Origin of the sequence: Cupriavidus sp. IK-TO18 (assembly GCF_015549295.1) — a bacterium.
GTDB lineage: Bacteria > Pseudomonadota > Gammaproteobacteria > Burkholderiales > Burkholderiaceae > Cupriavidus > Cupriavidus oxalaticus_A.
The window spans coordinates 140,640-153,699 of sequence record NZ_JADGMP010000027.1 but is presented as its reverse complement, the minus strand read 5'-3'; the positions used below and the strand labels follow the sequence as shown (position 1 = coordinate 153,699).

The following is a 13,060-nucleotide window of genomic DNA, read 5'->3' as shown; positions in this document are numbered from 1 at the left end:
CGCGTGGCCTCGTACAACCCGTGGGTGTCGCTGTACTGGCTGACCACCGGCAAGACCGTCGGCGGCATGTCGATGTATCCACAGGCCAACCTGCTCGACCGCGAAACGGCGCTGCGCCTGTGGACCGAGGCCAACACGTGGTTCTCATCCGAAGTGGGCAAGAAGGGCCAGATCAAGGTGGGCCAGCTGGCTGACCTGGCCGTGTTGTCGGCCGACTACTTCGCCGTGCCAGGCGACGACATCCAGGACATCACGTCCGTGATGACGGTGCTGGGCGGCAAGGTGGTCTATGGCGACAACGAATTCGGCAAGCACTCGCCGGAGATTCCGCCGGCGATGCCGGACTGGTCTCCGGCCCGTCATGGCAGCCAGTACCAGCCCCGCCCGACGGCCAAGGCAAAGCAGCTCGCGATGAACACCGCCTGCGGCTGCGCCAGCTCGTGCGGCGTGCATGGTCATGCTCACGCCAAGGCCTGGACATCGAGCGTGCCGACGTCGGACGAAAGCAGCTTCTGGGGGGCGCTGGGCTGCTCGTGCTGGGCGTTCTGACGTTCCCGGCCGCAAACGCATCTTGCCACCCCGCACCGTATTGAAACCGGGGACCCGCCATGCGTCCCTCGTCTTCTCCGCTGGCGGCAGCCGGCAATCCGTCCTACCTGCTGCCGCGCTGGGTGCGATGGATTGGCCTGCTGCTGCTTTGCGCGGCGTACCTGCAAGGCGGGCTGGTCAAGCTGTTGGACTTCTCCAGCGCAGTGACAGAGATGCAGCACTTCGGCCTGCCGCCCGCCGTGCCGCTGGCTGCGGCGACGATTGCGCTAGAGCTTGGTGCGTCGGCAATGATCCTGACCGGCTTCTGGCACTGGCTAGGCGCACTGGCGCTGGCGGCTTTCACGCTGATGGCCACGTTCCTGGCCAACCGGTTTTGGAGCGCCCCCCCGAGGCGCAGTTCATGATGGCTAACGCGTTCTTCGAACATCCGGGCCTGGTAGGCGGGTTCCCGCTCGTGGCGTGGGATGACCTTCGCACGCGGAGACAACCATGACGCAATCTGCCATCTCGGCGGCCAAGCCTGCGTCGGGCGGCACGTTTGCCCCGCTGGCCCAACCCACGTTTGCGGTACTGTGGGTGGCCACGATCCTCGGTAACATCGGCAGCTTCATGCGCGATGTGGCCAGCGCATGGCTGGCAACCGATCTTTCCACTTCACCGGCAGCGGTCCCCACGATCCAGGCGGCTGCCAAGTTGCCCGTCTTCCTGCTTGCGATTCCGGCCGGTGCGCCCTCCGACATCCTCGACCGGCGCCGCTTCCTGATCGTGATCCAGATTGGCCTGGCCATGGTCAGCGGCACGCTGATGCTGCTGGCGCGGCGCCAGGCGCTGAGCCGCCCCACGTGCGACACCTGCTCGGCCTGGGCTTGCCGCCGGCGTAACGTCGCAACGATTTTCTCCTCTCCAACCTTGTCTCATATGAAACTCTATCTCGTCTCCCTTGGCGCCGGCATCCTGGTCGGCATCATCTATGCATTGATGCAGGTCCGCTCACCTGCGCCACCCGCGATTGCTTTGATCGGGCTGCTGGGCATGCTGATTGGCGAGCAGGTGGTGCCGCCGGTCAAGCGCATGCTGGCGGGCGAGCCAGTCACCATTGCATGGTTCCGCGGCGAATGCGTCCCGAAGATTACGGGTACACCGCCGCCCAATGCGGACACGAACGTTGAAACGTCGGCATCCCTCCCCGCGCGTAGCCAGGAAGGGAACCAGTAACGGCATGAGTAGTTTCCGAAACCAACCCGATGCACTTACTGGCCGTACTAACGCAATCTCGCCCCGGCGCATTCACTTCGCCCTGGCTGCGTCTTTGTCCGCGGCCGCGGCACCTGCCGTGGCGGACAACAACGTCGCGATCTATGGCCGCCTGAACACGGCAATCGAGTATGCGACCGTGACCACCGCAACCGACGGTACCATGTTGGGCAATACGGCGCGCCTCACGAATAACCGCTCCGTGTTCGGCATGCGGGGCGAGGAACAGTTGGCGAATGGCATCAAGGCGATCTGGCAAATCGAAAGCGCCCTGGCGATTGATAACGGCACGGGGCAAATCGCCGCGCGAGATACCCGGCTCGGCCTTCAGAGCCCGTATGGCACCCTCTTCGTGGGCAACTGGGACACACCATACACAAGTGCAACCAAGAGCTACGACCCGTATTACCCCACCACTGCAGGTTACATGGCGCTGATAGGCAATGGCGCTGCGTCTACCAGCGACAATGTCCAGAACACCAGTTCGTTTGATCGGCGGCAGAAAAACTCGTTGCACTACCAGTCGCCGTCGTGGCACGGCTTGCGCGGCGCCATCGCCTGGGGACTGCCGGAAGAAAAGACAACGGTGCCGCGCAATCCCGCGCTGTATTCCTTTGCCACCGCCTATGACCGGGGCAACCTGAACCTGACGCTTGCCTATGAAATCCACCAGCACTATCAGACCAGCGGACGCAACGACGACGCAATGAAAGCTGGAATTTCCTACCAGTTCCCGTCGACGCGCATCAGTGCCCTGTATGAACGCCTGCACTATCGTACCGCCACTGGAGACCTTACGCGCAATGGCTACTATGTCTCGCTGATACAGCAGCTTGGCACCGGTAGCATACGCGCCGGCTTCGCCTTTGTCGGCAATGGCACCGGCACGGCTACGGAAACGATTGGATCCGTCCGCAGTGGTTCGGAGACCGGCGCATTTCAGGTAACCGTCGGCTATGACTATCCCCTTTCCAAACGAACCGCGCTATACGCTTACTACAGCCGCATCAACAACCGCAGTAACGCGAGCTATGACTTCGCCATCAACAACATCGGCATCAAGGCTGGCGCCGACCCGCAGACGTTCGCCATTGCGATGCGGCACAGCTTCTGACCGTCAGCGACCAATCTTCGTGGAGACCGCATTGACACCCGCACAGCTTCCCGACACGGGCCGCCGCGCTGATCTTTCGGGACCAGCGTTCGGCTGCATCCTGGCCTTCGTCACAGGCGATGTAGACGTGGTCGGGTTCATTTCGCTATTCGGCCTGTTTGCGGCACACGTGACAGGAAACTTCGTGCTGATCGGCGTCGACATCGCCGGTAATTCGACGGGCCTGCTCGCCAAACTGCTTGCGCTGCCGACCTTCGCCCCTGGCGGTAGCGGCCGCCAGGCTGACCGAATCGCGCATCGTGCGGGACAAACAATCGGCACCCTCGCTGTTGCTATTCGCCGAAGCCGCAGCGCTGGTTCTTTTCATCATTGCCGGACTCCACGCCTCTCCCATTTCCGATCCGGGTACGCCGGCGGCGGTCGGCGCCGGCATGCTCGCCGTAGTGGCCATGGGTATTCAGAACTCACGGTCCAGGACGTCTTTGTCAGACCTTGGCTCTTTCAGCAGAGCATTGCCGGCGCTCAACGCCTATACGAGGAAGCGGTGTGATAGCTCGCCCCACGATTGCAATAGTTGACGACGATGTCGCCGTCCGAAATGCCATGGGGCGGCTGCTGCGTTCCCTAGATTTTGGCGTGCAATTGTTCGGTGGCGGCCAAGAGCTACTGCGGTGCACTTCGCTGCGTTGCCTGTCCTGCGTGATCACCGACGCGAAAATGCCCGGCATGGACGGCTTCGCTCTGATAGAGGAACTGCGGGCACGCAATCTCGATATGCCCGTCATCTTCATGACTGCGTTTGCGCATGAGGGATTCGCTCAGCGTGCCACTGCAATGGGTGCGACGTGTGTTCTTTACAAGCCATTTCAAGACACGGACATGATCCAATGCCTTGAAAAGGCATTACGTCCCCGCAAAACGGGTTCTCCTTCTCCATGAGTATGTCGTGGGGGGTCGATGAGACCGCCTTACATCACCTTCGCCCTCTGCATAAGGTCTCCCCTACGCCATGGTCGCGCTTCTAAGGTCTTGAGACCGCAGCCGGACGGCGGGCTGCCCGTCAGTCTCAGAGGGAAGGAACACGAGCCCGAGAGTTTGCGCAAGTAGCACCAGATCGGCGAAACTCCGAGCCCTCATCTTTCGCATTGCCTGGCATCGATGAACTTTGACCGTCACCACGCTGATGCACATGGCGACGGCAATCTCCTTGTTTGTCAAGCCTGATGCGGCATGCGCCATCACCTCACACTCACGTGGCGTCAGGGAACGGTAGCGGTCGCGCACTGCAGCCAATCGACGCACGCGCTCGAGTCGCAAGCTTTCCTTTTGAATTGCCGCCGTGACGGCATCGAGGAGTTCCTGTTCACGGAGCGGCTTGGAAAGAAAGTGCTCTGCTCCCGCCTTCATCGCGGCAACCGTCATCGGAATGTCCCCGTGGCCGGTCATGAAGATGATAGGAACATGAATACCAAGCTCTGCCATCCGGGCTTGCACATCCAGGCCACTTTGCCCCTTCAGCCGCACATCGAGAACCAGGCAGCAAGGAGCATCCGGGAATCCGAATGCAAAGAGCTCGGCGGCGGAGCCGAGCAGCACGACTTCAATCCCGACTGAACGGAATAGACTACCGAGCGCGTTCCGCACCTGCGAGTCATCATCAACGACAAGGACCACCGCCTCGTCCTGCGGCGCTGATTCAGCGCGCGTCGGTTGTACAGCAATCACGGTAGGGCCTCCACTTGGCATCAACATCAGAAGCGCGAATCGCCCGCAGGCTCCATGCGGGGAGATACGACGCAGCCGACAGCAATGTAGTGCTACACCAGCCCTTTGGCTTGAACGCGTGTGCTCTCTATTGTCTTATTGTGCTCAGCCCAGGCGAGATAGCGGCTGGCAAGCGCTGGCAACTGGACGGACCTAGTCCTGCCGACCACTCCGCCAGTCACCCGGCGACAGACCAAGTTTCCTGGAGAAGCTACGTGTTAGATGGCTCTGGTCCGCAAATCCGCACGATGCAGCAATCCCGGCTATCGACAGGTCCGTGGCGCGCAGCAGTGCCGCAGCCCGCTCGAGGCGACGCTCCAGCAACCATTCGTGTGGTGTTTTTCCAGTACTTTGCCGAAATGCCCGGGAAAAATGACTTCGGGACAATTGACACGCATCAGCGACCTCCGCAATGGACACATTTCCGTCGTCCAGTCGCGCTGCGAGGAACTCTTGCGCCCGCGCGAGTATGCGCGGCGAAAGTCGGCCAGTGGAGCGAAGGCGGCCAGGGTTGACACCTCCATAGTGCTCGACCAGGTAGGTGCCAATCGCGTGCCCGAGTTGATCGATAAACAACCTGCTGGCACCGTGCGGCCGCGCGAGCGCAGGTAAGAGCGCCTGGGCGAGATGGGCCAGCACGTCGTCCTCCCGCGCCGCGGCATGTCGAAGTTCAATGCCTGCAGGACAGCCGAGTTCAAGCGCCGTACGCTCCATGAAGGGGCGCGGCAGTTCGATGAGAATGAAATCGAACGTCCCGTACATATCCGCCTTGTAGTCATCCTGGAAGTTCCGCAGATAGATGGAACCTGCCTCGAATGCATGCATGTTCGCCTGATTCGGATGAAAAATGCGTCGACGATGGCCTTCCATCAGTGAGACACCAACCAGGAACCCTCGTGCTGACGCTGGGGTCACTACCTGACTCACCCGTTCAATCACGGAACTTTTGCGGTAGAAATGAAGATCGCCGGCGGCAAGCGCTTGATCGTATCGCAATGCCTCCGACAAGCACCCTAATGAGTCGCGCTGAATGGCCGGCCCGGAAGATTCGTGAGTAGATGTGGAGAGTCGCATGGCCTGGTAGTTATGATCGTCGCGCCAAGCCAAACACGACTGGGCGACCTTGAATTACTAAAAATACCATTAACGCTGGCAGCTCGAAAAGCGCCCGCCTTCGTGCAATCAAACGACTGCTTAGTGAACATCCTATCACCGCCAAACCATATAGCAGGACGCTGCTGCTTCAATGGCTCTCGACGTAGCGCACCGCCCCATGGCCTGTCGCGCTATATCGGTCGCTCGGTCATCTTCAACCAAGATCCGGGACACGCCCTGGGTGAAGCGAAGCGAAAGTGTCACAGGGCCTCGGGACCTGCCAGTGCGCCGAGGCGCTGGAGTAGTCATGCAAGCAGCAGTCACCGGCGAATACTGAAGGACGTCAATCCGCCTGGTGGCGAGGTGATCCGCGGGGCTTCGGCGGCGCGGTTAGATCATCTTGCAGCAGCGCGTTAGCTTGCCGAGGCTCGCTACTGCAGGCTGGTCTGACGAACATTGAGAGATTCTTGCAGGATTGGATGTACGAACCCCATGGGCAGCCCGCCGCAGCATGCCCGAGGCGCCCGCATAACGTGCAATAGTGGTCCATGGCAAATACCTATCCTTGATAGCTGGATGTTGGTACGTCCAGTATCGAAGGAGCACCCGACTGCCGCCTATCAGAAGACGCTGATTGTAGTGTCAGCGCGGTGGCGCGCCATTTGTCCGGCGCACCCTTGCTCGCGTAGGTACACAACGACAGGCAATGTCAGGGCTGGCTGACAGTACTCGGCATGTCGGTGTCGCGAACAGCGCGCCGTTGTGCCGTCGCAACCGTCGCAGGCGAACCATTGTTGCGCAATGGCAAGGCCTTGGAGTGACGTTCGCAACAGAAACTGACTGCGGGTGCGACAGCCTTCGCCCACCAGCGCCGATACCCAAAAAGCGGAGCCAGCAAGGTGCCGGCGTGATTAGCTTCCGTGTACGGCCTGTCCCAGTGCCGCCCGCGCGGCTGCGTGACAGAGCACGCCAAAGCGCTGCGCGTTGTCGCCCCACTCGCAGCCGCTCGAGTCCTGATAAGGCGTCCCCGTCCGGTCATAGAGCGCCGGGCAGTCGATCAGCCATACCGGCAAGCCGGAATCCGGCATCGAACCTGCGATCAGGCGGACTGTGGCCCCAGGCAGCAATTCCCCAAGATCGGCTGCCTGCCGCGGTGCGTCGAGACAAGCCAAGGCTTCAGGATAAGCGGGCATTATCAGGCGCACGTCGATCCCAAGCCGGGCTACTGCCGCCGGGAGCGCGCCGCAGACGTCTGCCAGGCCGCCTGTCTTGGCGAGAGGAACAATCTCCGACGCCACCAGTAACAAGTGCAGGGTGCTTTCGCCGCCGCATGGCGCGCGCACAGCATCGACCATTTCGTCCATACCGGCTCCCCCCTACTTTGCTTGTTCTCTATTCTTTGCGCCGTGACTGCCGAGGAATTGATCGGCGTCAAACCGGAAGGTATTGTTTCCGGTCCGCAGGATGCGCGACTGGTCGAGCGTTCGACGTATGCGCTGCCCTCCTCCTCGACCGGGCAGCGCCGGCCCCTAACCATAAATATAGTTAGCCCTGATCGGCGCATACCTGATTGGCGCTTGCCTGCGCCATCCATGCGGCAAAGCGAGTCTGGCATATCGTCAGGCAGGCACTCCGCACCGTTTCGAGTCGCCTTGTCGACGCCGCCAACCGACCGGAAGTTCAATTGAGCGACATTGTGCGGTGCACATGGGCCGTGCGATGTTGGCATCGGCACGCACCTCGCGCCACGAGCGCGAAAAGAGGCCCTTGCGATTCGTCACGGAATAGCTCGGAATATTGTTTGATGTGGAACAAGAGGGCAGGGTCCATGCGGGCTTCAATAGATTCAAGCTCGCTCGGAGAGAGGCTCGAAGAGCTGGGGCCCGCGAGCCGTGACCTGATCCAGCGCTCCGTGCACGAGGCCGCCAAGCTCATCAAGGAAGGCAAGGGTGCTACCCACTATGGGATCGCCAGCGCGATCGGGCGAATTTGCCAGGCTGTTGTGCATGACACCTGTCTCATCCTCACGGTCGGTGTCGTGCACGCAGAAGTTGAAGGCGTGCCAGAGGTATGTCTGTCGCTGCCGATGGTGGTCAATGGCAGCGGCGCGCGGTTACTGGCCTATCCGGAACTCAACCCCACCGAGCGCGAGGGCCTGCGGCGGAGCGCGCGCATTGTCAAGGAAGCAACGGACAGCGTACTCCTCGACCAGTAGGGACATGGCGCACGCTCCGGACAACCAGTACAACGCCGCGGCACAGGAGGCTCATCATGGCTATCTCACGCCCAAAGGGTTCGCCGCAAGCAAGCTCACCTGCGGCGAATCCGGCTACACCGACAGGGCATCTCAGACATCTCTGGAAATTTCTCGTTCCGGTGGCCATCGGCATCGTCTTCTGGTTCTTGCCGGCGCCGGCAGGCCTCGAGACCAAGGCATGGCACATGTTCGCGGTGTTTGTCGCCACCATCGCCGGCATCATGACTGCACCTCTACCGATGTCGGCGGTAGCCATTATCGGCGCCACGGCGGGCGTGCTGGTTGGCGTCGTGTCCTTCGCCGACGTCACCAAATCCACGGGCACGGACCTCGTCTGGCTGGTGATGCTCGCCTTCTTCATCTCCCGAGGCGTGATCAAGACCGGCCTGGGGCGCCGCATCGCACTCCTGTTCATGCGGCTGTTGGGTAAGCGAACGATCGGACTGGGATATGGACTGGCTCTGACCGAACTCCTTATCTCGCCCGCTATGCCGAGCATCACGGCCCGCGCCGGCGGAGTAATGCTGCCGATTACCCGAGCGATGGCGGAAGTCCTCGGCAGCCATGCCGATGACCCCCAATCGCAAGGCAAGGTGGGAAGTTATCTTATCCTCTGCGCCTTCCACGCGAACATTATCACCGCAGGCATGTTCATCACGGCGATGGCCGGTAATCCGCTTGCAGTCAAGCTGGCCGCGGACCAGGGCGTCTCGATCAGTTGGCTCGACTGGGCGGTGTCAGCATCTGTCCCCGGTTTGCTGTGCCTTGCCATCATTCCAGTCGCCCTTCTGTGGATTGTCCAACCGCAGATTCGCCGAACACCGGATGCGACGGCCTTGGCACAGAGAGAACTCATAGCCATGGGCCCGGTTTCCGCCAAAGAAATCATCATGGCGGCAATCTTCCTTGGATTGTTGGTGCTCTGGATTTTCGGCGCGGACTTTGGCATCGGCGCGACGCTGGCTGCCGCCCTTGGGGTCTGTCTGCTGCTCGCCACCGGCGTACTGACCTGGCAGGACGCTCTTAACGAAAAATCCGCCTGGGACACCATGATCTGGATCGGCCTGCTGATCATGCTGGCCTCCAAACTCAATGAATTCGGCATGGTTTCCTGGTTCGGCAAGGAGTTCGGAGCACATCTGGAGGGCTTCCCGAGGCTGGCGGTCTATATGATGGTGGCAGCGATCTACTGCTACGTGCACTATTTCTTCGCTAGCGCCACGGCACATATCAGCGCCCTCTTTCCCCTCTCCATGGCGCTCATGGTCGCTGCCGGCATCCCGCCATTCACTGCAGCCGTCTCCCTCGGTGTCCTGAGCAACGTCAATGGTTGCCTGACCCAATACGGCATCGGCTCCGGTCCGGTCATGTTCGGCGCTGGCTATGTCACCCAGGGGCAATGGTGGAGGGCTGGCTTCTTGATGAGCCTGATCTATATGGTTGTATGGCTGGTCGTCGGCCCGCTTTGGTGGAAGGTGCTTGGCCAGGTTTAAGAAGTGCAAGAAGTGCTCCGGCAAGGGAAAGCACGCCGGGGCTCATGATGGTCCAGCTCATTGCTGGCAGCAGCATTGCGGACGCCCGGCTGATATGCAACCCCTGTTGCGTGCTGATTTATTTTGGAGAAATGTCATGGCCATGACCACGATATCGATTGCGTCCACGATCGTTTCAAGAACGTACTCTGTCGGTCGCGCCCTTCTTGGCTCTCTCTTCCTGTTTTCCGGACTCCTCAAGATCGACAGCTTTGCGGCCTATTCTGCGTGGATTGCCAGTGCCGCACTACCGAACCCCGATTTGCTGCTCGTGCTAACCATCGTGATTGAAATTGGTGGTGGACTGACCTTGATTTCAGGCTGGAACGCTCGGTGGGGAGCGCTTCTTCTTGCACTCTTCCTGATACCCACCACGATCATCTTCCACGGCTTCTGGCGCGCCGACCCCGCAGACTTCCTGAATCAGCTTAATCATATCCTGAAGAATGTCTCAATCCTGGGCGGGATGCTGGTGGTATTCGCCATTGAATCATCACGTAGCCAGGCAAGAGTCCCGTAGCAGATGCATGGCGATAGAAGCTTGCGACAGTCCGGACACAGCAGGACGAACGGCGGCAGGCAATGAAACCCGGGGTACGAGGGCTGGGGGGCAGAGCATCGTGCCTGGCTTCGCCGGCTGGAAGGAGAGCGCCATGAGCAACGATGCAGAGCAGGGCCGGCTTGACGCTGCGCAGGCGGGCCGCGCGGCGTGGAAAAAATGGGGGCCCTATCTTAGCGAGCGGCAATGGGGAACGGTGCGCGAGGACTACAGCGAGAACGGCGACGCCTGGAACTACTTTACCCATGACCAGGCCCGATCGCGCGCGTACCGGTGGGGCGAGGACGGCCTCGGTGGCATCAGCGACGACCACCAGGTGTTGTGCTTCGCGCTAGCGCTGTGGAATGGGCGCGATCCAATCCTGAAGGAGCGCGCCTTCGGCTTGGCCAACAGCGAGGGCAATCATGGCGAGGACGTGAAAGAAGCCTATTTCTATCTCGATTCCACGCCGACGCACTCGTACATGAAGTATCTGTACAAGTATCCGCAGAACGCCTATCCATATACCGATCTCGTCGAGACCAACCGCCGCCGCGGCAAGCAAGAGGCCGAGTACGAGTTGCTGGACACCGGCGTGTTCGACGAAAACCGGTACTTTGACGTCTTTGTCGAATACGCGAAGGCGGCGCCCGAGGACGTGCTGGTGCGCATCAGCGTTTTCAACCGCGGTCCGGACGCGGCGCCGCTGCACGTGTTGCCGACACTGTGGTTCCGCAACACATGGTCACACCCCGGGGGCGGATCGAAGCCGATCATCGAGCGCGTCAGTCCCTCTGGGCCAGCGGCGGTCCGCGCCCGTCACAGCGATACGTTGTTTCAGGAATCGCTGGGCGAGTATTACCTCTACTGCGACGCTGACGTGCCGCTGCTCTTCACCGAGAATGAGAGCAACAACACCCGGCTGTTCGGCACGGCCAACACGTCGCCCTACGTGAAGGACGGTATCCATAACTTCATCGTGCACGGCGATGCCGCGGCGGTGAATCCCGCGCAGCAGGGAACCAAGGCAACCCCTCACTATCAGCTGAACATTAGCGGTGGTGCTTCGCATATCGTGCGCTTGCGGCTGACGACCCGGGCGCCAGGCGCGGCATCCGCGCCCTTCAGCGATTTCGACACGGTGTTCGCCGCCCGGCTGGAGGAAGCCGATGCCTTCTACGCGTCGATCACGCCGCCCACCATTCACGGCGACACGGACCGGGTAAGCGTCATGCGCCAGGCGCTCGCCGGCATGCTCTGGACCAAGCAGTACTTCTACTATGACGTTGGCGCCTGGCTCGACGAGCACGGCGCCGGTTCACGGTTGCCAAGAGTGGAGCGCAGACAGGTACGAAATAGCGAGTGGGCACATATGTTCAACGACGACATCATCTCAATGCCGGACAAATGGGAGTATCCCTGGTACGCCGCGTGGGACCTGGCATTCCACATAGTTCCGCTGAGCATGGTCGATCCCGACTTCGCCAAGCAACAGCTCGACCTGATGCTCCGAAACGACTATCTGCATCCGAATGGCCAGCTTCCCGCTTACGAATGGAACTTCGGCGACGTCAATCCGCCCGTGCATGCCTGGGCGACGATGCAGCTCTATACCCTCGACAAGGAGCGACGCGGTGGCCGGGGCGACGTCAACTTCCTCAAGTACGCCTTTGCCAAACTGCTGGTCAACTTCACCTGGTGGGTCAACCGCAAGGACCGCACGGGGGCCAATGTCTTCGAGGGCGGCTTTCTTGGGCTCGACAATATCGGCGTGTTTGACCGCTCGTCGCCACTGCCCACAGGCGGGTACCTGGATCAGGCGGACGGTACGGCGTGGATGGTGTTTTTTAGCCAGCAGATGCTGAGCATTGCGGTCGAGCTTGCGTTGCATGAACCGCTCTACGAGGAGTATGTTGAGAAGTTCTTCCAGCACACGGTATTCATTGCCGGCGCGCTGGATAGCGTTGGCGAGCAGAAGGACGAAATGTGGGACGAAGAGGATGGCTACTTCTACGACGTGCTGCGTTTCCCCGACGGCAGCGCAACGCGCCTTAAGGTGCGCTCTATCGTCGGGCTGCTGCCGCTGGCCGCGGTGGCCGTGTTCGAAGAAGACATTCTCGCCAGGCTTCCGAAATTCCGAGAGCGTGCCAGGCTGTTCCTGGGGCGTCACCCCGAGCTAGTCGCCAACATGCACCTGCCCCAACGGCCCGGCGTCGCCAACCGTCGCATGCTGGCAATCGTCGGCGAGCAGAAGCTGCGCCGGATTCTGGCGCGCATGCTGGACGAAAATGAATTCTTCAGCCCCCATGGCATTCGCGCGCTGTCACGTTTCCATTTCGAGCATCCTTATGTCTTCCGCCATGCAGGCCAGGAGTATCGCGTGGCCTATGTGCCCGGCGATTCGAACACCGGCATGTTCGGAGGCAACTCCAACTGGCGCGGGCCGGTGTGGATGCCGATCAACTACCTGCTCTACACGTCGCTGATACGCCTGTATGCCTACTTCGGCGAGGACTTCAAGATTGAGTGCCCGACCGGGTCTGGCCGGATGATGACGCTGCTCGACGTGGCGAAGGAACTGGGCGAACGCCTGAGCCGGCTCTTCCTGCGCGATGGCGACCAAGGCAGGCCCATCCATGGCGCAGCGCGCAAGTTCCGCGACGACCCGCACTGGCGCGACCTGGTGCTGTTCTATGAATATTTCCACGGCGACACCGGCGCCGGGATCGGCGCCAGCCACCAGACCGGCTGGACCGGCTGCGTCGCGCGCATCATCCAGGCAAATTGCGTATTGTCGAAAGACATGCTGCTCACGCCGGGCGCGCAGGTAGCGCTCTTGCGAGCGCTGGGGGCCGCCCACAAGGAATCGGAGCCCCCAACGCCCGGTAGCACTATAGATCCCCAGATGGGAACCTAAGGGAGGACTGCTGTGCTGACGCCTCGCTATCCAGCGCTTT

Annotated in this window: 12 protein-coding genes and 2 pseudogenes; 11 read left to right on the top strand and 3 right to left on the bottom strand. The window is 61.1% G+C overall.

The genetic code is table 11. The annotated features are described in order from the left end of the window. The 7 genes and pseudogenes from IPF36_RS20415 to IPF36_RS20385 all read left to right on the top strand — a co-directional run. On the top strand, positions 1 to 549 hold a 549-nt coding region (locus IPF36_RS20415; protein WP_195429831.1), incomplete at its 5' end, for an amidohydrolase family protein. 59 nt (positions 550 to 608) lie between these two features. Continuing rightward, a pseudogene (locus IPF36_RS20410) lies at positions 609 to 1,042 on the top strand (DoxX family protein). Then, positions 1,039 to 1,380, top strand: a pseudogene (locus IPF36_RS20405) (MFS transporter); the annotation flags it as partial. The pseudogenes IPF36_RS20410 and IPF36_RS20405, both read left to right, overlap by 4 nt. A gap of 87 nt (positions 1,381 to 1,467) precedes the next feature. After that, positions 1,468 to 1,764 (top strand): XapX domain-containing protein, encoded by a 297-nt coding sequence (locus IPF36_RS20400; RefSeq protein ID WP_133092988.1) that lies wholly within the window; start codon positions 1,468 to 1,470, stop codon positions 1,762 to 1,764. A 4-nt stretch (positions 1,765 to 1,768) separates the two neighbouring features. Beyond that, positions 1,769 to 2,917 carry a porin gene (locus IPF36_RS20395; protein ID WP_255519851.1) on the top strand — a complete coding sequence of 383 codons (1,149 nt, stop codon included), beginning with the start codon at positions 1,769 to 1,771 and terminating at the stop codon, positions 2,915 to 2,917. A 31-nt stretch (positions 2,918 to 2,948) separates the two neighbouring features. After that, complete coding sequence (locus tag IPF36_RS20390; protein ID WP_255519850.1) at positions 2,949 to 3,467, top strand: DUF1275 family protein; 519 nt, start codon at positions 2,949 to 2,951, stop codon at positions 3,465 to 3,467. Next, positions 3,464 to 3,856: a response regulator gene (locus tag IPF36_RS20385; protein ID WP_195429830.1), complete on the top strand. Its 393-nt coding sequence runs from the start codon at positions 3,464 to 3,466 to the stop codon at positions 3,854 to 3,856. The genes IPF36_RS20390 and IPF36_RS20385 overlap by 4 nt, the downstream gene beginning before the upstream one ends. A 63-nt stretch (positions 3,857 to 3,919) precedes the next feature. Here the strand turns inward: IPF36_RS20385 and IPF36_RS20380 are convergent, their stop codons facing one another. The 3 genes from IPF36_RS20380 to IPF36_RS20370 all read right to left on the bottom strand — a co-directional run bounded on the left by IPF36_RS20380 (position 3,920) and on the right by IPF36_RS20370 (position 7,140). Next, positions 3,920 to 4,642 (bottom strand): response regulator transcription factor, encoded by a 723-nt coding sequence (locus tag IPF36_RS20380; protein ID WP_368671176.1) that lies wholly within the window; start codon positions 4,640 to 4,642, stop codon positions 3,920 to 3,922. Positions 4,643 to 4,834: 192 nt separating this feature from the next. Next, positions 4,835 to 5,677: a helix-turn-helix domain-containing protein gene (locus tag IPF36_RS20375; RefSeq protein WP_346769565.1), complete on the bottom strand. Its 843-nt coding sequence runs from the start codon at positions 5,675 to 5,677 to the stop codon at positions 4,835 to 4,837. 1,010 nt (positions 5,678 to 6,687) lie between these two features. Further along, positions 6,688 to 7,140, bottom strand: coding sequence for a glycogen/starch synthase (locus tag IPF36_RS20370; RefSeq protein ID WP_255519848.1), 453 nt, complete (start codon positions 7,138 to 7,140; stop codon positions 6,688 to 6,690). 440 nt (positions 7,141 to 7,580) lie between these two features. Here IPF36_RS20370 and IPF36_RS20365 point away from each other — a divergent pair, with 440 nt between their 5' ends. The 4 genes from IPF36_RS20365 to IPF36_RS20350 all read left to right on the top strand — a co-directional run bounded on the left by IPF36_RS20365 (position 7,581) and on the right by IPF36_RS20350 (position 13,020). Next, positions 7,581 to 7,991 carry a hypothetical protein gene (locus IPF36_RS20365; RefSeq protein ID WP_240746120.1) on the top strand — a complete coding sequence of 137 codons (411 nt, stop codon included), beginning with the start codon at positions 7,581 to 7,583 and terminating at the stop codon, positions 7,989 to 7,991. 56 nt (positions 7,992 to 8,047) lie between these two features. Continuing rightward, positions 8,048 to 9,526, top strand: coding sequence for a DASS family sodium-coupled anion symporter (locus IPF36_RS20360; protein ID WP_195429828.1), 1,479 nt, complete (start codon positions 8,048 to 8,050; stop codon positions 9,524 to 9,526). Positions 9,527 to 9,662: 136 nt separating this feature from the next. After that, complete coding sequence (locus IPF36_RS20355; RefSeq protein ID WP_195429819.1) at positions 9,663 to 10,085, top strand: DoxX family protein; 423 nt, start codon at positions 9,663 to 9,665, stop codon at positions 10,083 to 10,085. A gap of 133 nt (positions 10,086 to 10,218) precedes the next feature. Then, a complete protein-coding gene (locus tag IPF36_RS20350) occupies positions 10,219 to 13,020 on the top strand; it encodes a glucosidase (protein WP_218959647.1) in 2,802 nt (933 codons plus the stop codon). The last annotated feature ends 40 nt before the right edge of the window (positions 13,021 to 13,060 follow it).